This window comes from Mycobacterium sp. SMC-13 (assembly GCF_045311035.1).
Classification (GTDB): Bacteria; Actinomycetota; Actinomycetes; order Mycobacteriales; family Mycobacteriaceae; genus Mycobacterium.
This window is the reverse complement of the sequence record NZ_JBJIAI010000017.1, coordinates 18,211-40,808: the sequence shown is the minus strand read 5'-3', so window position 1 is coordinate 40,808 and position 22,598 is coordinate 18,211. Positions and strand designations below refer to the sequence as shown.

Annotated in this window: 17 protein-coding genes, 1 pseudogene and 1 riboswitch; of the genes and pseudogenes, 14 read left to right on the top strand and 4 right to left on the bottom strand. The window is 67.5% G+C overall.

Annotated features, from left to right (window positions below):
• Positions 1-17: 17 nt before the first annotated feature.
• A complete protein-coding gene (locus tag ACJH6I_RS22175) occupies positions 18-728 on the bottom strand; it encodes a response regulator transcription factor (RefSeq protein WP_029104649.1) in 711 nt (236 codons plus the stop codon).
• A gap of 73 nt (positions 729-801) precedes the next feature.
• On the opposite strand from ACJH6I_RS22175, the gene ACJH6I_RS22170 reads away from it, so the two are divergent.
• Genes ACJH6I_RS22170 through ACJH6I_RS22150 form a run of 5 tightly spaced genes read left to right on the top strand, consistent with a single transcriptional unit; the run spans position 802 to position 6,735 of the window.
• On the top strand, positions 802-1,791 hold the full coding sequence (locus tag ACJH6I_RS22170; RefSeq protein ID WP_226520643.1) for a phosphatidylserine/phosphatidylglycerophosphate/cardiolipin synthase family protein: 990 nt from the start codon (positions 802-804) through the stop codon (positions 1,789-1,791).
• The gene (locus tag ACJH6I_RS22165) at positions 1,784-2,383 is read left to right on the top strand and encodes a chromate transporter (protein WP_226520644.1); all 600 of its coding nucleotides are present in this window, start codon (positions 1,784-1,786) and stop codon (positions 2,381-2,383) included. Before ACJH6I_RS22170 ends, ACJH6I_RS22165 begins: the two co-directional genes overlap by 8 nt.
• Positions 2,384-2,393: 10 nt before the next feature.
• On the top strand, positions 2,394-2,954 hold the full coding sequence (locus ACJH6I_RS22160) for a chromate transporter (protein WP_226520645.1): 561 nt from the start codon (positions 2,394-2,396) through the stop codon (positions 2,952-2,954).
• A 47-nt stretch (positions 2,955-3,001) separates the two neighbouring features.
• On the top strand, positions 3,002-4,921 hold the full coding sequence (locus tag ACJH6I_RS22155; RefSeq protein ID WP_226520646.1) for an ABC transporter ATP-binding protein: 1,920 nt from the start codon (positions 3,002-3,004) through the stop codon (positions 4,919-4,921).
• The gene (locus tag ACJH6I_RS22150) at positions 4,918-6,735 is read left to right on the top strand and encodes an ABC transporter ATP-binding protein (protein ID WP_226520647.1); all 1,818 of its coding nucleotides are present in this window, start codon (positions 4,918-4,920) and stop codon (positions 6,733-6,735) included. Before ACJH6I_RS22155 ends, ACJH6I_RS22150 begins: the two co-directional genes overlap by 4 nt.
• 4 nt (positions 6,736-6,739) lie before the next feature.
• On the opposite strand, the gene ACJH6I_RS22145 is transcribed toward ACJH6I_RS22150, so the two are convergent.
• The gene (locus ACJH6I_RS22145; RefSeq protein WP_226520648.1) at positions 6,740-7,579 is read right to left on the bottom strand and encodes a LuxR C-terminal-related transcriptional regulator; all 840 of its coding nucleotides are present in this window, start codon (positions 7,577-7,579) and stop codon (positions 6,740-6,742) included.
• Between the two features lie 76 nt (positions 7,580-7,655).
• On the opposite strand from ACJH6I_RS22145, the gene ACJH6I_RS22140 reads away from it, so the two are divergent.
• The 6 genes from ACJH6I_RS22140 to ACJH6I_RS22115 all read left to right on the top strand — a co-directional run bounded on the left by ACJH6I_RS22140 (position 7,656) and on the right by ACJH6I_RS22115 (position 15,271).
• Positions 7,656-9,356: an AMP-binding protein gene (locus ACJH6I_RS22140; RefSeq protein ID WP_406784515.1), complete on the top strand. Its 1,701-nt coding sequence runs from the start codon at positions 7,656-7,658 to the stop codon at positions 9,354-9,356.
• On the top strand, positions 9,356-10,972 hold the full coding sequence (locus tag ACJH6I_RS22135; protein WP_406784501.1) for an AMP-binding protein: 1,617 nt from the start codon (positions 9,356-9,358) through the stop codon (positions 10,970-10,972). Before ACJH6I_RS22140 ends, ACJH6I_RS22135 begins: the two co-directional genes overlap by 1 nt.
• Before the next feature lie 260 nt (positions 10,973-11,232).
• Positions 11,233-11,385, top strand: a complete 153-nt coding sequence (locus tag ACJH6I_RS22130; protein WP_165605587.1) for a hypothetical protein — start codon at positions 11,233-11,235, stop codon at positions 11,383-11,385.
• A gap of 76 nt (positions 11,386-11,461) precedes the next feature.
• Positions 11,462-11,633, top strand: a riboswitch (M-box (ykoK) riboswitch).
• Positions 11,634-11,922: 289 nt separating this feature from the next.
• Complete coding sequence (locus ACJH6I_RS22125) at positions 11,923-12,075, top strand: hypothetical protein (protein WP_165605588.1); 153 nt, start codon at positions 11,923-11,925, stop codon at positions 12,073-12,075.
• 79 nt (positions 12,076-12,154) lie between these two features.
• A complete protein-coding gene (locus ACJH6I_RS22120; RefSeq protein ID WP_406784500.1) occupies positions 12,155-13,915 on the top strand; it encodes an NRAMP family divalent metal transporter in 1,761 nt (586 codons plus the stop codon).
• A 609-nt stretch (positions 13,916-14,524) separates the two neighbouring features.
• Positions 14,525-15,271 (top strand): SDR family oxidoreductase, encoded by a 747-nt coding sequence (locus ACJH6I_RS22115; RefSeq protein WP_406784499.1) that lies wholly within the window; start codon positions 14,525-14,527, stop codon positions 15,269-15,271.
• Positions 15,272-15,277: 6 nt separating this feature from the next.
• On the opposite strand, the gene ACJH6I_RS22110 is transcribed toward ACJH6I_RS22115, so the two are convergent.
• A complete protein-coding gene (locus ACJH6I_RS22110; RefSeq protein ID WP_406784498.1) occupies positions 15,278-15,871 on the bottom strand; it encodes an IclR family transcriptional regulator C-terminal domain-containing protein in 594 nt (197 codons plus the stop codon).
• A complete protein-coding gene (locus ACJH6I_RS22105) occupies positions 15,868-17,325 on the bottom strand; it encodes an APC family permease (RefSeq protein ID WP_406784497.1) in 1,458 nt (485 codons plus the stop codon). The genes ACJH6I_RS22110 and ACJH6I_RS22105 overlap by 4 nt, the downstream gene beginning before the upstream one ends.
• 254 nt (positions 17,326-17,579) lie before the next feature.
• On the opposite strand from ACJH6I_RS22105, the gene ACJH6I_RS22100 reads away from it, so the two are divergent.
• The 3 genes and pseudogenes from ACJH6I_RS22100 (at position 17,580) to ACJH6I_RS22090 (ending at position 22,576) form a co-directional block, all read left to right on the top strand.
• Complete coding sequence (locus ACJH6I_RS22100) at positions 17,580-19,079, top strand: aldehyde dehydrogenase family protein (RefSeq protein WP_406784514.1); 1,500 nt, start codon at positions 17,580-17,582, stop codon at positions 19,077-19,079.
• 108 nt (positions 19,080-19,187) lie between these two features.
• Positions 19,188-20,654, top strand: a pseudogene (locus tag ACJH6I_RS22095) (APC family permease).
• Positions 20,651-22,576: a primary-amine oxidase gene (locus ACJH6I_RS22090; protein ID WP_406784496.1), complete on the top strand. Its 1,926-nt coding sequence runs from the start codon at positions 20,651-20,653 to the stop codon at positions 22,574-22,576. The pseudogene ACJH6I_RS22095 and the gene ACJH6I_RS22090 overlap by 4 nt, the downstream one beginning before the upstream one ends.
• The last annotated feature ends 22 nt before the right edge of the window (positions 22,577-22,598 follow it).

The window sequence follows — 22,598 nt, the reverse complement described above, 5'->3', positions numbered from 1 at the left end:
CTTCGCGCAGGCGCTCATCACTGCTGCCTGAGCACGAACCCCACGCCGCGGACCGTGTGCAACAGTCGCGGCGCACCGTTGGCCTCCAGCTTGCGGCGCAGGTAGCCGATGAACACGTCGACGACGTTGGTGTCGGCGGCGAAGTCATAACCCCACACCAGCTCGAGCAGCTGGGCACGGGACAGCACGGCGGTCTTGTGCTCGGCCAGCACGGCCAGCAGGTCGAACTCGCGCTTGGTCAGGTCGACGTCGGCGCCGTTGACGCGGGCCCGCCGGCCCGGGATGTCGACCTCGAGCGGTCCGACCGAGATGGTCTCCGACGAGAACGTCGCCGTCGCGCCGCGGCGGCGCAGCAGCGCCTTGACGCGTGCCACCAGCTCGGCCAACACGAACGGCTTGACCAGGTAGTCGTCGGCGCCGGCTTCCAGCCCCGCCACCCGGTCGTCGACCGAGCTGCGGGCCGAGAGCACACACACCGGCACGTCGTTGTCCATGGCGCGCAGCGCGGTGACGACACTGACGCCGTCGAGCACCGGCATGTTGATGTCCAGAATGATGGCGTCCGGCCGGAATTCGGTGGCACTGCGCAGGGCCTCGGCGCCGTCGACCGCAGTCGACACCTCGAAGCCGGACAGCCGCAGGCCACGCTCCAATGAGGCCAGCACGTCCGGGTCGTCGTCGACTACGAGCAGGCGGGGGGAGGCGCTTCCGCTATCCATATGCCTCATCTTGCCCGATGGCCCACTGTTATTGACGGAGGCACGTCTGGCAGCCGCTATTCGGTGCTAGCATCCGGCGCTTATGGGGCCTGTGTCGCCGCGAGTCATCGTCCAACCCGATGATGGCGTGCAGCCGGTGCGGGATTTCCTCGCATCGGCGCAGAAGTCGTTGCTCATCAAGCAATTCACGTTCACCGAACCGTCGCTCGTGGCGGCGGTGATCGAGCGCCACCAGGCGGGTGTCGACGTGCGCGTCATGCTGAACCCGGCCCGCTCGGGTGGCGACCGCGCCAATGACGAGACCTTCGAACAGTTCTCGGATGCCGGCGTGAACGTCCAGTGGTCCAACCCGACATTCTACGTGACGCACGAGAAGTCGATCGTCGTCGACGAGACGGCGGCGCTCGTGGCCACATTCAACCTGTGCGAGAAGTACTTCACCCTCACGCGTGACTACGGCTTCATCACCACCGAGCCGGACCACGTCGCGCAGATCGTCGAGGTGTTCGACGCCGACTGGTCCCACACCGATTGGGAGCCGTCGCAGTATCACGGCCTGCTGTGGAGCAACTCGAATTCGCGGTACCACATGGCGAAGTTCATCGACACCGCCGAGCACCGGCTGCGCATCCAGCACCCCAAGTACGTCGACGCCGTCATCCTCGACCACATCGCGGCGGCGGTGGGCCGTGGCGTGAATGTCCATGTGTTGTGCGGTGGCAAGCACGGCATCAGCGACTGGGACATCCTCGACACGTTCGCCTCGCTGCGGACCCTGCGCCGGTTCGGCGCGAAGGTGCGCAAGCAGAAGAACCTGCGCGTGCACGCGAAGCTGGTCATCGTCGACGACCACGAAGCCCTCGTGGGTTCGATGAACATCGACCGCAGCGCCTTCGACCTGCGCCGCGAACTGGGCGTGATGGTCAAGGACCCGGACGCCGTCGCGCAGCTGTCGCAGGTGTTCGACGCCGACTGGGAGACCTCGCACCACTACGAGCCGCCGGATCCGCTGGACTCGTCGCAGCACCACGAAGACGACTTCCCGCACGACCCCGAGCTGGTCCATGAGTGAGCAGATCGACTCGACGGCCCAACGGGTTTCGTTGTTCGAGTTGGTCCTGACGTTCAACCACATCGCGCTGGCGTCGTTCGGCGGTGGGCTGTCGGCCTGGTCCCGTGAGGTGCTGGTGGTGGAGAAGGGCTGGCTCGGGGACGCCGAGTTCCTCTCGGCCACAACGATGTGCCGCATCCTGCCCGGTGCCAACCAGGTCAACATGGCGGTGTTCGCCGGCACCAAGATGCGCGGCTTCCCCGGCGCGGCCGCCGCGGTGTTCGGCTTGTGCGCCATGCCGCTGGTCATCGTGCTGGCGTTGTCGTTCGCCTACTTCCGATTCAAGGAAGTGCCCGCCGTCAAGGGCGTGCTGCACGGGGCGTCGGCGGCCGCGGTGGCCCTGACCCTGACGATGGTGCTCAAGACGGGCCAGAAGTGCCTGACGGGCGCGGTGCCGGTCCTGCTGTTCGCCGGCGCCTTCGTGCTCAACGGCGTGCTGCGGTTCCCGCTGCTGGGCACGCTCGCGATCCTGGCGCCGCTGAGCCTGATCTGGGCATGGCCGCGCGAGCGCGGCAACGGGCCAGGGCCGCGGGACCGCGCCGCAGCAGCATGAGCACCCCACGATGAGTACCGCGGCGCTTTCCACCTATATCCAGCTCATCGGGCTGTTCGGGATGCTGTCGCTGCTGTCCATCGGCGGCGGCAACGTCGTACTGCCGGAAATGCACATCAACGCCGTCAACGGCAGGCACTGGCTGTCCGACAACCAGTTCGCCGACCTGTTCTCGATCTCGCAGACCGCGCCCGGCCCGAGCATCCTGATCGTATCGATGGTCGGCTACGGCGCCGGCCTGAAAGAGGGCGGGATTCCCGGCGCGATCATCGGCGGTGTCGTCTCGATGGTCGCGATGGTGGTGCCGGCCGCCGGTTTCGTCTACATCATCACGTTGATCTGGCAGAAGGCCGAACGCTCCAAACTGCGCCGCGCGGTCGAGAAGGGTTTCGCCCCGCTCACGGTCGGCCTCATCCTGGCGGCATCGCTGGTCATGAGCCGTGCCGCCGACCATGACTGGCGCGCCTACACCGTCACCGCGGTGTGCACGGTGATCTTCATGCGCACCAAGCTGAATCCGCTCATCGTCGTCGCCGCGGCCGGTCTGGTCGGGTACCTGGGTTTCATCTGACCTGGTCGTGCCGCCGCGCACCGGGTATGTCGGTGGCACGTGCGAGCATGGAAGTTGTTGTGTCTGATGTAGCCCAGCCCCTGCATTCGGCTCCGGCGATCGCTCCGGTGCCGCAGCGCCGACGTGCGTCGGCGGACCTGCTGCGCCTGCTGCCGTATCTGCGGCCGTACCGCGGACGCTGGGCCGCCATGCTGCTCACCGCGTTCGCCGGTCTGGGCGTGACGGTGTCCATCCCATTGGTGACCAAGGCCGTGATCGACGGCCCGGTGCGGCACCAGGACCAGCCGGGCCTGTGGGTGCTCGGTTCGGCCGCGCTCACATTGGGGCTCGTCGAGGCGGTGCTGTGGTTCATCCGGCGCTGGCTCGGGGCCCGCGCGACCATGGGCGTCGAGGCCGACATCCGCAAGGAGTTGTACGCGCGCCTGCAGATCCTGCCCATGTCGTTCCACCGGCAGTGGCAGTCCGGGCAATTGCTGTCGCGGGTGATGAACGACCTTGGCACCATTCGCCAATTCCTCGGCTTCGGCCTGCTGTTCTTGGTGCTCAACACGATTCAGATCATCGTGGTGACCGGCATCCTGCTGACCATGTACTGGCCGCTGGGTGTGGTGGTGCTGGCGTCGGTGCTGCCGGTGTCCGTCACGATCTTCCGGTTCGAGCGGCAGTTCACCGTGCTGTCGCGGCAGGCGCAGGACCAATCCGGCCATGTCGCAACGCATGTCGAAGAGTCGGCCCTGGGCCTGCGGGTGATCAAGTCGTTCGGCCGCGAGGACTACGTCTACCAGCGGTTCGACGAGCGGGCGACGGCCCTGTACGACGCCGAGGTCGGCAAGGTGGCGGTGTCGGCGCGCTTCTGGACGCTGCTCGAGGTCATCCCCAACCTGACGCTGATCTTCGTGCTCGGGTTCGGTGCGTACGCGGCCGGCCACGGTCAGGTCACGATGGGCACGCTCGTCGCGTTCATCACCATGATGCTGTCGCTGGTGTGGCCCATCGCGTCGCTGGGCTTCCTGCTGTCGATGATGCAGGAGTCCATGACGGCCGCCAATCGGGTCGCCGAGATCTTCGACGCGCCAGTGGATATCAGCGACGGACCGGTCGACACCGTGCCACGTGGCGGGCACCTGGAACTGCGTGACGTCGGCTTCCGTTTCCCCGATGCCGAACCTGACGACTGGGCGCTGCGCCACGTGTCGGTGACGGTCGAGCCGGGGCAGACACTGGCGCTCGTCGGCGCCACCGGCTCTGGCAAATCGGTTCTCGCCGCACTGTTCTCACGGCTGTACGACGTCACCGAGGGCGCGATCCTGCTCGACGGACGAGACATCCGCGAACTGTCGCTGCCCGCCTTGCGGACCGCCGTGGCCACCGCCTTCGAGGACCCGACGCTGTTCTCGATGTCGGTCGTCGAGAACCTCACGCTCGGTCGCGGCGCCGACAACCCGGCGACCGACGCCGAGATTCGCGAGGCCATCGACATCGCCGCCGCCCAGTTCGTCTACGACCTGCCGTTCGGGCTCGACACCCGCATCGGTGAGCAGGGCATGAGCCTGTCCGGTGGTCAGCGGCAACGTCTTTCGCTGGCCCGGGCCATCCTGGCCGCGCCCTCGCTGCTGGTGCTCGACGACACCCTGTCGGCCCTGGACATGCACACCGAAGCGGAGGTCACCGTCGCGCTGCGGCGGGTGCTGACGTCGGTGACGGGCATCGTGGTGGCGCACCGTGCGTCCACCGTGCTGCTGGCCGACCGGGTGGCGCTGCTGCAGGACGGCACCATCACCCGCATCGGTACACACGCTGAATTGCTCGAGCAGGCACCGGAATACCGGTACCTACTGTCCGCCGACGACGAGCTCGACGACGGTTGCGAGCGCAGCTGCGATTGGGAGCAGGACGCCGAGCGCGAACGGCTCGAGCAGCTGTATCTCGAGCAGACGGACGAGTCCGAAGAGGTGCGGAGGCGATGAGCACCGAGAGCTGGCGCGGCCAGACGGTCGACAAGGTCGAGGACCTGCCCATCGACGAGAACGTCTCGCGGCGTCGTGAGGCGCGGTCCCTGCTGGGCTCGTTGCTGAAGCCGTACCGGTTCGCGGTCCTGCTGCTGGCGCTGGTCGTCGTCGTCGAAAATGGTGCGCGCCTGTCGGTTCCGCTGCTCGTGCAGCGCGGCATCGACCACGGCATCCCGCCGATCCTGCAGGGCGGGCCGGCCCGTGAACTGCTGCAGATCGTCGCGGCCCTGTGTGGCGTCGTGGTGCTGCAGGCCACGTTCCGGCTGTTCTTCCTGAACCGGTCGGGCCGCATCGGGCAGAGGGTGCTGCTGGAGCTGCGGCGCCGGGTGTTCCGGCAGTTCCAGCGCCTCGACGTCGCCTTCCACGACCGCTACACCTCGGGCCGCGTGGTGAGCCGTTCCACCAACGACATCGAAGCCATCCAGACCATGCTGTCGACGGGTTTCGACAGCCTCATCACCGCCGTGCTCACCCTGGGCGGCACCGCGGTCCTGCTCGTCACGCTCGACGTGCGGCTGGGCCTGATGTGCCTGGGTGCCTTCCCGCTCCTCGTGCTGCTGGTCGCCTGGTTCCGGCGCGAATCGTCGAAGACGTACCGCACCGTCCGGGAACGCGCGGCGCTGGTGATCGTCCAGTTCGTCGAAACCATGACGGGTATCAAGGCGGTGCAGGCGTACCGGCGCGAGCCGCGCAATCAGGAGATCTTCGACGACGTCGTCGACGACTACCGCGTCATCAACGAACGCACCATGACCCTGCTCGCGGTGTTCATGCCCGCGGTCAAACTCATCGGCAACGTCACCACCTCGGTGGTGCTGCTGTACGGCGGCTACCTGGTGCTGCACGGCCGCATGACGATCGGCACGCTGACCGCCTTCCTGCTGTACCTGCGCATGTTCTTCGAACCGATGCAGGAGATTTCGCAGTTCTTCAACACCTTCCAGTCGGCGGCGTCGGCGCTCGAGAAGCTGGCCGGGGTGCTCGCGCAGCAGCCGGCGATCATGGACCCCGCCGACCCCGTGGCGCTGACGACGGTCAAGGGTGACATCGCTTTTCGGGGCGTCAGCTTCGGCTACACCCCGCAGCGTCCGGTGCTGCCCGAACTGAATCTGACGGTGCCCGCCGGGCAGACCGTCGCCCTCGTCGGTGCCACCGGCGCGGGCAAGACCACCATCGCCAAGCTCATCGCGCGTTTCTACGATCCGGTGACCGGCACCGTCACCCTCGACGGCATCGACCTGCGGTCCATCGCCCAGACCGAGCTGCGTCAGCACGTCGTGATGGTGACGCAGGAGAACTTCATGTTCGCCGGCACCGTCGCCGACAACATCCGGTTCGGGCGCCCCGACGCCACCGACGCCGAGGTCCGCGCGGCCGCGGAAGCCGTTGGCGCGGACCGGTTCATCGACAATCTGCCGGACGGTTACGACACCGACGTCGCCAATCGGGGCGGGCGGCTGTCGGCGGGGCAGCGCCAGTTGGTCGCGTTCGCCCGCGCGTTCCTGGCCGACCCCAAGGTGCTGATCCTCGACGAGGCGACGTCCTCGCTGGACATCCCGACCGAGCGCCTGGTGCAGCGCGCGCTGGCGACCGTGCTGGCCGGGCGGACCGCGCTCGTGATCGCGCACCGGCTCTCCACCGTGCAGTCCGCGGACCGGGTCCTGGTCCTCGACGGCGGCCGCATCGTCGAAGACGGTGCGCCCGACGACCTGGTCGCCCAGAACGGGCGGTACGCGGCGCTGCACCGCGCCTGGATCGACTCGCTGGCCTGACCGCTCAGGGAATCAGCCGCAGCTGCCGCGCCTTCGAGACCGCCTCGTGCCGGCTGTGGGTGCCGAGTTTCGTCGCGGCACTGCGCAGATAGCTCTTGACGGTCTCGGGTTTGAGGGAAAGTCGCTGGGCGGCTTCGGTATTGGTGCAGCCCAGTGCGATCTGCGCCAGCACGTCGAGTTCGCGAGGGCTCAGCGGACCGGCCGGTGCGGGCCCACCGGCCAGGGCCTCGGCCAGCCGGTCGGCGAGGCCGCCGAGATCGCTCGGTGCGACGGGCGCGTTTCCGGCCGCCAGCCGTCGCAACTCGGCGTGCACCTGGCGGATGTGTTCGGTGTTGACCGCCGTGTCGGCGGCCGGGGCCTGCTGCAGCCGCAGCCGGCGGTCCACTTCGTCGCGGATCGTCAGTTCGTCCGACAGGCGCTGCGCCGACGCCATGATCAGGTCGACGGTCCGCCCGCCGAACGGTGCGCTGGACCGGTAGGCGCCGTAGAGCACCGCCCGGGCCCGGCCATCGACCACGACCGGCACCGCCAGCACCGACCGGATGCCCTCCGACAGCACGGGCATGTCGTAGTCGTGGGTGATGGACGGTGCGTGCCGGTAGTCGGCCACCGCGAGCGGCTGACCCGAGACCATGCTGGCCCCGCCGAGCCCGCACATCGAGCGCACCGTCAACCCGCGGAGACCGCCGCCGCGGGTGCCGTAGAACTCGGTGATCAGCAGCGCGTCGTCGTGCACCTCGCCGCCGAACATCACCGGCACCGCGCCCTCGGAGCCGAGACGTCGCAGCTCAGCGCGGACCGCGTCGGTATCGCGCGGGCGCAGCAGGGACGGGCCGGTCGTCACGGTCAGTACCCTCTTTCGGGGGTAGCGGGCGGATGGGTGTGACGTAGATCCTACGTTCATGGCGACAGAGGCTGTGATCACGACCAACACCGAGCAGTACCGAGCGGCCCGGGACCGGCTCGTGGCGTCGATCGGTGACTACTCGCAGGCCGTCGATTCGTTCAGCTGGCCGCGGCTGACCGGCACGTTCAACTGGGCCACCGACTGGTTCGACGTCATCGCCCGTAGTGCCGAACGGAGCGGGCAGACGGCGCTCTGGATCACCGAAGAAGGCGGTGACGAGCAGCGCTACACCTTCGCCGAGATGGCCGACCGGTCCGATCAGGTCGCGACCTGGCTGCAGTCGCTGGGCGTGGGCAAGGGCGACCGCGTCATCGTCATGCTGGGCAACCAGGTCGAGCTGTGGGAGTCGATGCTGGCGGTGGCCAAGCTCGGCGCGGTGGTGATGCCGACGACCGGGGCACTGGGCCCGGCCGACCTGGCCGACCGGATCACCCGCGGCGGCGCGGGCTTCGTGGTGACCAATGCCGCGGACGCGGACAAGTTCGCGTCCGTCGACGGGCAGTACACCGGAATCGTCGTCGGGGATTCGGTGCCCGGCTGGCACCGCTACGCCGATGCGTACCAAGCGGTTTCGGCCGGTCCGTTCCGCACCGTCACCGACGTCGACGACCCGCTGCTGGTCTACTTCACCTCGGGCACCACCAGCAAGCCCAAACTCGTTGAGCACTCGCAGATTTCGTATCCCGTCGGCCACCTGTCCACGATGGCCTGGATCGGGGTGACGCCCGGCGACGTCCATCTGGCGATCAGCTCGCCGGGCTGGGCCAAGCACGCCTGGAGTTGTGTGTTCGCGCCGTGGATCGCCGAGGCGACGATCTTCGTCTACAACTACAGCCGCTTCGACGCCGCCGCGCTCATGGCGCAGCTGCGGCGCGCCGGCGTCAACACCTTCTGCGCGCCGCCGACCGTGTGGCGGATGTTGATCCAGGCCGACCTCGGCACCAAACCCGAAGGGCTGCGCGAGATTCTGGGCGCCGGTGAACCGCTGAACCCCGATGTCATCGCCAAGGTGCAGGATGCCTGGGGCCTGACCATCCGGGACGGCTTCGGACAGACCGAGACCACGCTGCTGGTCGGCAACACCCCGGGGCAGCCGGTCAAGGCCGGATCGATGGGCCGGCCGATGCCGGGTGTGCCCGTGGTGTTGATCGATCCGCTGACCGGCGAGCCGGCCGACGAGGGCGAGATCTGCCTGGAGCTGGGCGCGCGGCCGCTCAACCTGATGACCGGTTATCTCGGTGACCCGCAACGCAATGCGGCCGTCATGGCCGGCGGTTACTACCACACCGGTGACGTGGCTTCCCGCGACAGTGACGGCTACATCACGTATATCGGCCGCACCGATGACGTGTTCAAGTCGTCGGATTACAAGGTGTCGCCGTTCGAGCTGGAGAGCGTGCTCATCGAGCATCCCGCGGTGGTGGAAGCCGCGGTGGTGCCGCAGCCCGACGACACCCGGCTCGCCGTGCCGAAGGCGTACGTCTGCCTGGCTGCCGGCTGGAGTGCCGACGCGGACACCGCGCGCTCGATCATGGAATTCGCCCGTGACCACCTGGCGCCGTACCTCAAGGTGCGCCGGGTGGAGTTCGGTGACCTCCCCAAGACGATTTCCGGCAAGATCCGGCGCGTTGACCTGCGCAAGCGCGAAGATCAAGCGCATGCGGCCGGCACCCCGATCGCATCGGAATACCGCTATGAGGACCTGGTGAACTGATGCTGAGCTACGACGCGGGGCCCACCGACACCCCGATCCTGGAAGAGACCATCGGGGCCAACTTCGAGCGCACCGTCGCGGCCCATCCGGATACTCTCGCGTTGGTCGACCGCGGGCAGGGACTGCGGTACACGTATGCCGAGTTGAACGCCGAGGTCGACCTGATCGCGCGCGGCCTGATGGCCCGCGGCATCGAGAAGGGTGACCGCGTCGGGGTCTGGTCGCCGAACTGTGCGCAGTGGATCGTGACGCAGCTCGCGACGGCCAAGATCGGCGCCATCCTGGTCAACGTGAATCCGGCGTACCGGGTGCACGAACTTGTCTACGCGCTCAACCAATCCGGGATGCGTGTGTTGGTCTCGGCGACGTCGTTCAAGACATCCGACTATGCGGCGATGATCGCCGAGGTGCGTCCGCAGGTTCCCAGCCTGAGTGACGTCGTCTTCCTGGACGGCGCGGACTGGGACCGGTTGCGAGCGGACAGTGCGGCCGTCGGTGCCGATGCCCTGGCGACCCGGCAGGCCACGCTGGCCAACACCGACCCGATCAACATCCAATACACGTCGGGCACAACCGGATTCCCGAAAGGTGCGACGCTGTCGCACCGCAACATCCTGAACAACGGCTACTTCACGACGGAAGGCATCAACCTCCGAGCGGGCGAGCGGTTGTGTGTTCCGGTGCCGTTCTACCACTGCTTCGGCATGGTCATGGGGGTGCTCGGCTGCATGGCTCATGGTGCGGCCGTGGTGATTCCGGCCCCCGGCTTCGACCCGGCGGCGACGCTCGACGCCATCGAAGCCGAGCAGTGCGCCGGCGTCTACGGGGTGCCGACGATGTTCATCGCGATGCAGCACCACCCGTCGTTCGCCGGGCGGGATCTGTCGAGCCTGCGCACCGGCATCATGGCCGGCTCGGTTTGCCCCGTCGAGGTGATGAAGCACTGCGTCTCCGACATGCACATGGCCGAGGTGGCCATCGCGTACGGCATGACGGAGACGTCGCCGGTGTCCTGCCAGACGCTGATCGATGACGATCTGGACCGCCGCACCGCGACGATCGGGCGGGCGCATCCGCACCTGGAGGTCAAGGTCATCAACCCGGAGACCGGCGAGACGGTGGAGCGCGGCGAGCCGGGGGAGTTCTGTACTCGTGGTTACTCGGTGATGTTGGGTTACTGGGACAACGACGAAAAGACCCGGGAGGCCATCGATTCCGAGGGCTGGATGCATACCGGCGATCTCGCGGTGATGCGGTCGGACGGTTACTGCGCCATCGTCGGCCGCATCAAGGACATGGTGATCCGCGGTGGGGAGAACGTGTACCCGCGCGAGATCGAGGAGTTCCTCTACACCCACCCGGACATCGAAGACGCCCAGGTGATCGGCGTGCCCGACGCCCGCTACGGCGAAGAGATCTGCGCCTGGTTGCGGATGCGGCCGGGAGCGCCGCCGCTGGACGCCGCCGCCATCCGGGAATTCACCGCGGATCGGCTGGCGCACTTCAAGATCCCGCGCTACGTGCACATCGTCGACGAGTTCCCGATGACCATCACCGGCAAGGTCCGCAAGGTCGACATGCGCGCCGAGAGCATCCGCATCTTCGGGCTGGAGTGAGCGCACTCCTGCGCCGCGGCCGGGCTACAGAGTCGACGCGATTTCCGCGTAATCCGTGCTCGCGATGACCCCAGTGCCGGCGATCTGAGCGAAAATCCCCTGGTGAGCGGCTGTCCATCAGGCGAAATTCTTAACACGGTTTTGACAGTTTGATCACCTGTCATGTTTACGTTTGCGTGCTGTCATTGTGGGTAAAGGTCTGTCTATCCGGCCCCCTGACACTCTCGGGCCGGCGGGGCAGACGTCGACAGGAGCGCATCATGACCGTTTTTCGTACCGCCGCTGTCCGCCGGGTAGCCAAGTTGGTGCGCCGGCGCGCCCATCTGACCCCGCAGGAACGCCACAATCTCGAGCTGTCGCATACGCCCCTTGCGGTGATCTCGGCGTCGCTCGGAGCGCACCTGGAGCGCTGATCCGGGGCTGTAACCCGATCGCCGGAGCACTCATTCAACTTGACGGGCCCCAATTGCCGGGTCTATCTTCCAAAAGTCAGCACCTCGCTAGGCGAGGCTCCTGAACGAACAGAAGCCACTGATCCCACGACGTCGAGAGACGCCCAGGGTCAGGACAGGTCTCCCCGGATTAAGGGGTTACCCAAAGTGGCTATCCGCCCAGCGGATTACGTCGTCCAGTGCCGAAGCTCTGACGAGAGGGGTGTGAGCGGTGCCGAATCGTGACAGGTTCTTGATGGCCTGGCGGGCACTCGCCTAATCCCTTTTGTGTTGTCATGTACAGCGATGCCTCTGCGGAGGCCCGGCGGCAAGGAGGTGAGGGGCGCAGATGTTACCCGGCGATAGTCCGAGTTCCAGTCCGGAACGAGAACGTATTCATTCCAAGCACATTCAGCATTTTGTGAAATCCCTGCTGCCCTGCCGACGTATCAGCGGTTCGGCCGTCTGAACGACGCTGCACGAGGCAGGCTCGCGGGTTGACCCGACAGGAGCACTGTCATGACCGTATTCCGCGCTAATCCAGTTCGCCGTCTCGCCCGGCTCGTGCACACCCGCACGCACCTGACGCCGCAGGAACGGCACAACCTTCAGATGTCGCAGACGCCGCTCGCGGTGATCTCGGCTTCTCTCGGGGCGCACCCCCACTTCTGACCGTTCGGCCGCACGGTCCGTCCACCGGTTCCGGTGGACGGACCCCTGCTGTGCTGCCTTTCCCGAGAGGAATCTCGACATGGCCCTGTTCGCTCGTACCCCGCGCCCCGCCGGCGAAACGTCAGTGCGGCAACGTGATTCACCAAGCACCGCAGTGCTCGACACCGCACACGTCGGCGACATCGTCGGCGCCCTCGGCGCCATCCGCACCGACGAGACCACCACCGGCCGCGGCCGGTGGCACCGCCTGAAGATGCTGCTCGTGGTGATGGGGCCGGGCCTCATCGTCATGGTCGGAGACAACGACGCCGGCGGCGTCGCGACCTACGCCCAGGCCGGCCAGAACTACGGCATGGCGCTCATGTGGACACTGGCGCTGCTGATTCCGGTGCTCTACGTCAACCAGGAGATGGTGGTCCGGCTCGGCGCCGTCGCCGGGGTGGGCCACGCCCGCCTGATCTTCGCGCGGTTCGGCAAGTTCTGGGGTGCCTTCAGCGTCGGGGACCTGTTCATCGTCAACGCGCTGACCATCGTCACCGAATTCGTCGGGGTGTCCATGGCGTTGAACTACTTCGGGCTGCCCAAGGCCATCTCGGTGCCGCTCGCCGCGGTTCTGCTGTTCGCCGTGGTGGCCGGTGGTTCGTTCCGCCGTTGGGAGCGTTTCATTTTCGCGCTGATCGCCATCAACATCGTGATCTTCCCGCTGGCGTTCATCGTCCACCCGTCGGTGTCGGAAACCGCGCACGGGTTGATCCCGTCCCTCCCGGGTGGCCTGAACTCGACGCTGTTGCTGCTGATCGTGGCCATCGTCGGCACCACCGTGGCGCCATGGCAGTTGTTCTTCCAGCAGTCCAACATCGTCGACAAGCGCTTGACCCCCAAGTGGATTCGCTACGAGCGGGTCGATCTGTGGATCGGCATCGTCGTGGTGATGGTCGGTGCGGTCGCGATCATGGCCGCCGCCGCGTTCGGGCTGGGCGGCAGTGCCGCGGCCGGCAACTTCACCGACGCCGGTGACGTGGCAACCCAGCTGGGCCGGCACGTGTCGCACACGGCGGGCGCACTGTTCGCGATCCTCCTGCTGGACGCGTCGCTCATCGGGGCCAACGCGGTTGGCCTCGCCACCACATACGCGCTGGGTGACACCATGGGAAAGCGGCACTCGTTGCACTGGAAGGTCAGCGAGGCGCCCGCCTTCTACCTGGGTTACGCCGCGTTGTTGGCGGTGGCCGCCGCGGTGTCGTTCAGCCCAGACCACGTGCTGGGGCTGCTCACCCAGGGCGTGCAGGCGCTGGCCGGGGTGCTGCTGCCGTCGGCGACGGTGTTCCTGGTGCTGCTGTGCAACGACAAGGCGGTGCTGGGGCCGTGGGTCAACACCATGCGGCAGAACATCATGGCGGGCGTGATCGTCTGGGCCCTGGTGCTGTTGTCGCTGGCGCTGACGGCCGCGACGTTCTTCCCGAATCTGACTGCCGCACAGCTGGAATGGGGTTTCGGGGCCGGGGTTGCCGTCGGTGTGCTCGGTGGCGGCGCCATCGCGGGGGCGACGCTGCGGTCTCGGCGGCAGGAGCGGAAGCAGGACGCTGTCCAGGTGGCCGCCGAGTTGGGTGGCCTGGATCCCGAGCAGGTGGAGGATCTGGACGAAGAGCCGGATGACCGCAAGGTCCGCAAGGCACTGCGGAGCCAGGAGCGCGACAGCTTCCGCACGCCTGCGCTGGAGACGCTCGATCGGCCCGCCTGGTCACCGCTGCGGGTAGCCGGGATGGTCGCGCTACGCGGCTATCTGTTGGTGGCAGTGGTCCTGGTCGGGGTGAAGGTCGCCGAAGCGATCAGCGGCTGACGGCGGCGGGGCGCGGTGCCGGTGGTGCCGCGCCCCGTCGACACCGGTTCACAGGGAGTCGCGTGCCGGACAGTTCGAAGGGTCGCCGTCCCCGCAGGTACACAGGTCCGTGTGCCGGCGCTCCGGATCGATGCCAGCAACGTCAGCTGCCGGACTCCGCACAGCGGTGACGATCGAGGCCGTCCCGGCCGCCGCGGTGAGCAGCAACTCGAATTGATTTGCCGCCTGTAGCAGAACGACCAAATCATGCACTGTGAGCAGCCGATTTACCATGCTGACCGTCCGATGCATTGCATTGCTGTGCGTACCTGGATTCGTTCCCGTCGACTGTCGCACAGTACCGACGTGGGCGTCAATTCCGCAAACGGTGTGTCCGGGGTCGAGGAACCTGGCGACAGCTGACCGCCAGTGCGGGAGGCCCCGCCGACGGACGAAGCGCGACACCGGCAGCGACACCAATTGTGTTGCGTCGTCCAGCGATACGGGACGTACCGCTGCCGCCGTCCAGCCATCCCGGACGTCGGTTTCACGCCCCTCGGCATGCCGGGCGACGTAGGCTGAGTGTCCGACTCCCAGGTCGGCGTGGCGACGACGAAAGGTGTTGGCACAGTGAAGGTGACAGTCATGGGGGCCAGTGGCCTCATCGGGAAACTGCTGGTCGACCTCTTGACCCGGGAGGGCGAGGACGTGGTCGCCGCGTCCCGGCGCTCCGGTGTCGATGTGCTCAGTGGCGTGGGCCTCGCCAAAGCCCTGGCGGGCGCAGACGCCCTCGTTGACGTCACCAACTCGCCGTCCTTCGAGGACGACGAGGTGATGGACTTCTTCGTCGGTGCGACCACCAATCTGGTGGCCGCGGCCCGGGCGGCCGGGGTTCGCCATTACGTCGCCCTGTCGATCGTGGGCGTCGACGGACTGCCCGACAGCGGCTACCTGCGGGCCAAGGCCGCGCAAGAGCGGATCATCGCGTCGTCGGGGTTGCCCTACACGATCGTGCGTGCCACGCAGTTCCACGAGTTCGCAAGGGCGATAGTCGATTCGATGGTGGTCGAGGCCGACACCGATGACGGTGACGAGCACGATGTGCTGGTGCCGGATGCCTTGATCCAGCCGATCGCGGCCGACGAAGTGGCGGCGTACCTGGCCGAGGTCGCGATAGAGCCACCGCGCAACCACGTCATCAACATCGGCGGGCCCGAGAAGTTCCCGTTCTCGAGGCTGGCTCGGGAGGTGCTGGCGCTCCGTCACGACGATCAGCGGGTGGTGATCGACCCGCACGCGAAGTACTTCGGCACGACGCTGAAGAAGGAGAGTCTGGTCACCGGGGCCGGGGCGATGATCGCGTCGATTCCCTTCTGAGCAGCATCACGCCAGCAGCGGCGCCAACTGGGTCGCGCAGTCCTGCAACGCCGGAACCTGCTTCCGCAGAAGCTGTTCCTGTTCGGCCCGTCCGGACATCGCCACCGCGGCCACCAGGGTCGCGGTGGCGGACCGGACCGGCACCGCGACACACGCCGAATCGGCCCGCAGTTCCCCGGTCTGCGCGGCGTATCCACACTCCTGGATCTCGGCGAGTTGTTCGGCCAGAGCGGATTTCGAGGTGATGGTGCGGTCGGTGAGCGCCGCGGGGGTCAGGGCCAGCAGCGTGTCGGCATCACGCTTCTCGGCCAGTGTCTCGCGAGCTTTGGTGCAGACCGTGGGGGAGACCGCGGCGTCGATCAGCAGGCCCATCCGCGGCCCCAGCGCGAACCCCGACAGGTCGGGTAGCCGCACGATGTAGCCGTCGGCGACAAGGAGATTGAGCAGTCGGTAGGTGGTGGCCGAGGGCATCGACAGGTGCTCGGCGATGTCTTTCGCGGTGACGCCCGTGCCGGCCAGCGCCACGGCCTCGAGCACCTGGAGGGCGCTCTGGACGGCTTTGGGCTGGCGGCCGGACAGCGCGCCGTCGGCGGGGCTCACCGGCGCACCTCCCACGGGTTGTAGTCGGCGAAAACGTCACCGGCGACGGTCTCGTCGAACACCCCGACCCGCTCGGCGAGGTCGGGCACCCGGCGGCGGCGCACCAGGAATGCCGTCAACCCCAGTGCCAGCAGCGCGGAGTAGACCGCGGTGGCGATCCATACCGGCGACGCCACCGACAGTGCAGCCCAGATGATGATGGCGATCATGGTGACGGCGGTGGCCAGCCCGACGATCAGCGGCACCGTGGTGAGCTCGCCGATGCGGCGCAGAAATGCCGGAGTGGCCAGGCACACCAGCAGATACGCCACGATGTAGCCGTGGGCCGACACCGCCAGCAGCCCGATGAGGACGTCGCGGCTGGACTCCGCGGCGAACAGGTAGGCGACCGGCACCGCGACGATCACCGGCATCGCGACGCTGAGTGCGACGTGCGGTGTGCGATAGCGCGGATGCGCATGGCCCAGGACCGCCGGCAGCAGCCCCTCGCGTCCCATCGCGAACAGCGTCCGGGACAACGCGGTGGTGGAACCGATCACGCACGCGATCCAGGACGCGGTGATGCCGACTTCCATTGCCACGGACAATGCGCCGGCCAAAGTGTCGGCAGAGTCGGGGAGTGAGAGCACGATCGGCGTCGACCCGGTTCGGGTCTGGATCGTGCCCGTGGTCTGCAGGACGGCGGCGAAGGTGTACAGCGCCCCCAGCGCCAGTGGCGTCCAGCGGATGGCACGGGTGACGGTGACGAACGGGCGTTGCGCCTCGCGGGCCACAGTGCTGGCGCTCTCGAAGCCCACGTACGAGGTGATGGCGAGCAGCAGAGCGAAGCCCAGCGCGGAATGTGGCGCATCCGCAACGGTTTTCGATGATGCGGCGCTACCGGTCACGGCTCCGCCGAAGGCGATCATCAGCACCACCCCGGCCACCAGGATCGCGAACAGTTCGACGGCCAGCGAGATGCGCGCCGACAGCCTGATGCCGCGCGCCATGAGGATCAGCGCGGCACCGCCGACCAGTACGGACAGGCCGGCGATGACGGGTTTGCCTGCCGGCACCCCGATGCGGCCCAACAGCGTCGCGAGGTAACTGGCCGCGCCGAGCGCGCTCGCCATCGCGGCGGCGGCGTAGCCGATGACCAGCGACCAGCCCGCCGCGATCCCCGGAACCGGGCCGAGGCCCTTGACGGTGTAGCTGTACAGCCCGCTCACCGCGACCATGCGGGTGGAGAACTGGGTGATGCAGTACCCGACCGCGGTCATCATCAAGGCGGTCAGGACGAACACGGCGATGGTGGCGTGACCGGCCGCCGGCAGGACCAGTGCCGGCAGCGTGACCATCACCGCCGACGGCGCCACCGCCGAGACCGACTGCCCGAGAACCTGGGTGAACGTCAGCTGCGCGCGCTGAAGCCCGGCGACCGGCGAGCGGCTCCGGATGGTTCGGGTGTGGCCCATTTGTCGGAAGGTAGCCGATCGCCCCCGGCCTCGGCGGCGTTGTCGGGTAAACATCGAGAATCTTCAAATGAGAATCCGCGACCCGGCGGGCCTCGGTGGCGCCCAGGGCACGTCCGGAAATCGAGACGAGCTGCGATTATCAACGGTCCCGAATGAGAATGCCGAAGCCATTTCAAATGAGAATCGGAATTCGCGAAATACCCATTCCGAATTAGTGGTGACGCGCACCACATCGAGGCGTAGACATGATTTCCATGACAGCCACGCTCAGCGCCGATCTGGACCCGCGGACCACCGAATTCATCGCCCGCCCGCAGCAGATGTACGTCGACGGACAGTGGGTCGAGTCGGCGACGGGCCGTCGGTTCGACACCGTCGACCCCGCCACCGAGCAGGTCATCACGACGGTCCCGCACAGCGACGCCGAAGACGTCGAGCGTGCGGTGCGGGCAGCTCGCCGCGCGTTCGAGGACGGCCCGTGGCCGGCCATGACGCTCGCCGAGCGGCAGCGCATGATCTGGCGCATCGCCGAGGGCATCACGGCCCGGGCCGACCAGTTCGCCGAACTGGAGAGCATCGACAACGGCAAGTCCGTCGCGGTCGCCAAGGCCGTCGACGTCACCTGGGCCGCGGAGATCTTCTACTACTACGCGGGCTGGGCCACCAAGATCGAGGGCCGCACCGTCCCGGTGTCGGTGCCGTGGGCCCCAGGCGCCAAGTTCCACGCCTTCACGCTGCGTGAGCCCGTCGGCGTCTGCGCCCAGATCACCCCGTGGAACTTCCCGCTGGTCATGGCCGCGTTCAAAGTCGCACCGGCCCTGGCCTGCGGGAACACCGTCATCCTCAAGCCCGCCGAACAGACCCCGCTGACCGCGGTGCTGCTCGCCGAGGTCATCGCCGAAGCCGGCGTCCCGGCCGGGGTGTTCAACCTGCTGACGGGTTTCGGTGACGTGGGCGCCGCGCTGTCCGCGCACGACGGCGTCGACAAGGTCGCCTTCACCGGGTCCACCGAGGTGGGCAAGAAGATCGTCAACGCCGCGTCGGGCAACCTCAAGAAGGTCTCGCTGGAACTGGGTGGCAAGAGCCCGCAAGTGGTCTTCGCCGACGCCGACCTCGAGGCCGCCATTCCGGGCGTGGCCAGCGGATTCCTGTTCAACCACGGCCAGACCTGCACGGCCGGCACCCGGCTGCTGGTCGAGGACACCATCTTCGACGAGTTCACCCAGGGCGTCGCCGAGCACGCCGCCGGCCTGCGGATCGGCCCCGGGCTGGACCCCGCCAACGACATCGGCCCGCTGGTCTCGCGTGAGCAGCTCATCAAGGTCACCGGCTACCTCGACGACGGCATCGCGCAGGGTGCGCGGGCCCTGGCCGGGGGTGGCCGGCACGGCGACAGAGGCTTCTACGTGCAGCCCACGCTGCTGGTCGACGTGAACCGCGACTTCACCGTGTACCAGGAGGAGATCTTCGGGCCCGTCGCCGTGGCCGTGCCGTTCAACCGCGACCGCGGCGTGCGTGAAGCCGCCAACGACACGCCCTACGGACTGGCCGCCAGCGTGTGGACACGCGACGTCTCGACGGCACACCGGGCGGCGCAACAGATCAAGGCCGGCACGGTGTGGGTCAACTGCCACAACGCGTTCGATACCGCGCTGCCGTTCGGCGGCTACAAACAATCGGGTTGGGGCCGTGAACTCGGTGAGGGCGCCATTGCCGAATACACCCAGACGAAAGCCATCAACATCGCGCTGTGAATTCCGTCGTCAAATGAGAATTCGCGGATTCGGCAATTCTCATTTGAACTCACCGAAGCCTTACCGCACCGCAACCAATTCACATTCAATTCCAGCGAAGGTGCTGTCATGACAACTGACGCAGTTCTCGATGCCGGTCGACGCACCGGCGCTCAGCCCAACCGATTGACGGGTCGGCTCGGTCCGGTGGCCATCGTGTTCATGGTCGTCGCCGCCGCCGCTCCGCTGACCGTCGTCGCCGGCACCTTCCCGATCGGCATCGCCGCCGGCAACGGGGCGGCCTACCCGGGGTCGTACGTCGTCTGCACCGCGGTGCTGCTGCTGTTCGCGGTCGGCTTCACCGCCATGGCCCGGCACATCACGGGAGCCGGCGCGTTCTACACCTACATCGCGCACGGCTTCGGCCGGCATGCCGGGCTCGGCGCCGCGTTCCTGGCGCTGCTGTCCTACACCGCCGTCCAGGTCGGGGTGTACGGCTACATCGGCGCGTCCATCAACGAGCTCGTCACCGCGCACGGCGGACCCGCCGTGCCGTGGTACCTCTACGCGCTGCTGATGATGGCGGTCACCGGGTTCCTGGGTTACCGGCACATCGAGCTGTCGGGCAAGGTGCTCGGGGTCCTGCTGGTGTGCGAGGTCGGCATCGTGCTGGTGATCAACGCCGCCGTCATCGGCCATGGCGGCGCCCAGGGACTTTCGACGGCTGTCCTGCACTCGGGCAACTTCTTCTCCGGTGCGCCGGGCATCGCCCTGATCTTCGCGCTGGCCGGCTACATCGGTTTCGAGGCGACGGCGGTGTTCCGCGACGAGGCCCGTGACCCGGTGCGGACCATCCCGCGGGCGACGTACGCCGCGCTGTTGCTGATCGGTGGCTTCTACGCGCTCAGCAGCTGGGCGCTGGTCAGCGCGTGGGGTGACGCCGGTGCGGTCGACGAGGCGACGAAGAACCCCGCGACCATGCTGACCGAGACCGCCACCCGCTACGTCGGTGCGGTGGCCGGTGACCTCGTCCAGATCTTTTTGATCACAAGCCTTTTCGCGGCACTGCTGTCCTTCCACAACGTGCTGGCCCGCTACATCTTCTCGCTCGGCAACAGCCGGGCGCTGCCCGAGCGCTGCGGCCGCTCGCACCCGCGGCACGACTCCCCGCACATCGCGTCGTTCGCCCAGACCCTCTCGGCGCTGGTGCTCGTCGCGGCGGCGGTCCTGGCCGGCCTGGACCCCGTGACCTAGGTGTTCACGTGGTTCGTCGGCGCCGCGTCGGTGGGCATCGTGGTGCTGATGACGCTGACGTCCGCGGCCGTCGTCGTCTACTTCCGCCGGACCCGCCTCGACACCCGGCCGTGGCACACCGTCATCGCGCCGAGCCTCGGCTTCGCCGGTCTGGCGGTGCTGTCGGTGATGACCGCGGTCAACCTGCCACTGCTGGTCGGCGGCTCCGGAACCCTGGCGGCGATCATCGGCGTCCTGCTGGTCGGTGCCTTCGCCGGCGGCATCGCGGTCGCGGTGATGCGACCGCACGCCGGAGCTCAACAGAACGAAAACCCTGATATCGCAAAGGAGATCGCACGATGACCGCCACTATCGAACCCCAGGTGACCACAGTCCCCGACCACCCGCTCACCCCACTGAGCGCCGACGAGATTCGCGCGGCACGCCGCATCGTCGACGCGCACGGCCTGCTCGGCGACAGTGTCCGCTTCGTGTTCGTCGCGCTGGAGGAACCACACAAGAGTGACGTGCTGGCCTTCCGCCCGGGCGACACCATGGACCGCCGGGCCCGGGTGCTGCTGCTGAACCGGGCCACCGGCCAGGGCTCCGACCTGGTGGTGTCGGTGACCGAGGGCCGTGTCGTCAGCGAGGTGACGATCGACAGCACCCGCGACGGCCACGTGCCGATCCTGGACCAGGAGTTCGAGGACATCGAAGCGTTCCTGCTCGACTGCCCCGAATGGATCGAGGCCATGACCAAGCGCAAGCTGAATCCGACTGACGTGCGGGCGGTTCCGCTGTCGGCCGGCGTGTTCGGCCACGAGGACGAGGTGGGCCGCCGCATCGTCCGGGTGCTGGCGTTCTACCAGTACGACGCCGCGGACCTGCCGTGGGCGCACCCGATCGACGGTGTGGTCGCCTACGTCGACCTGACGGGCCGCAAGGTCGTGAAGGTGATCGACGAGATCGAGCTGCCGCTGCCCACCGAACGCGGCGAATGGGATGCCGCGCCGCATGCCGTCCCGGCCCGCACCGACCTCAAGCCCATCGAGATCACCCAGCCCGAGGGTGCGAGCTTCACCGTCGACGGCAACCGGATCACTTGGGCCGATTGGTCTTTCCGCTTCGGCTTCGACGTCCGTGAGGGCCTGACGCTGCACCAGCTCTCGATCGACGGGCGGCCGGTGGTGTACCGCGCGTCCATCGCCGAGATGGTGGTGCCGTATGCCGATCCGTCACCGGTCCGCTACTGGCAGAACTACTTCGACCAGGGGGAGTACCTGTTCGGCCGGTACACCAATGCCCTCGAACTGGGCTGCGACTGCCTCGGCGAGATCAAGTACTTCGACGTCACCATCGCCGACGAGAACGGCGAGCCCAAGCTGATGAAGAACGCGATCTGCCTGCACGAGGAGGACTACGGCGTGCTGTGGAAGCACACCGACATGTTCAACGGCATGGCCGAGGTCCGGCGGTCGCGGCGTCTGGTGATCTCGTTCTTTCTGACCATCGGCAACTACGACTACGGCTTCTACTGGTACCTCTACCTCGACGGCACCATCGAGTTGGAGGCCAAGGCCACCGGCATCGTGTTCGCATCGGCTTACCGTGGGCCGGAGGGCTTTTCCACCGAGATGGCGCCGGGCCTGGGCGCGCCGTTCCACCAGCACATGTTCTCCGCGCGGCTCGACATGGCGGTCGACGGGCTGACCAATACCGTCGAGGAAGTCGACGCCGTCGGTGTCCCGATGGGCCCGGAGAACCCGTGGGGCAACGCATTCCGTCCGCAGAAGACCAAGCTGACCCACGAGCTCGAGGCCATGCGGACCGCCGACAACCTCAAGGCCCGGGTGTGGCACATCACCAACCCGACCAAGCAGAACCGGCTCGGCCAGAACGTCGGCTACGCGCTGCACCCGGAGGGGCAGCCCACCCTGCTGGCCGACCCGTCGAGCTCCATCGCCAAGCGCGCCGCCTTCGCGACCAAGCACCTGTGGGTGACGAAATACGACCCGGCCGAACGGTATCCGGCCGGTCAGTTCGTCAACCAGCACCCCGGTGATGCCGGCCTGCCGTCGTACGTCGCGCAGGACCGCAACATCGAGGGCGAGGACATCGTGGTGTGGCACACCTTCGGGCTGACGCACTTCCCGCGGCCCGAGGACTGGCCCGTGATGCCGGTGGACTACGCCGGATTCAAGCTCAAGCCGGTCAGCTTCTTCGATCGCAATCCAGCGCTGAATGTGCCGCCGTCGCCGAAGAAGTCGCACTGCTGCAACGGCTGAGCGGGAAATGAGCTGCCGGGCC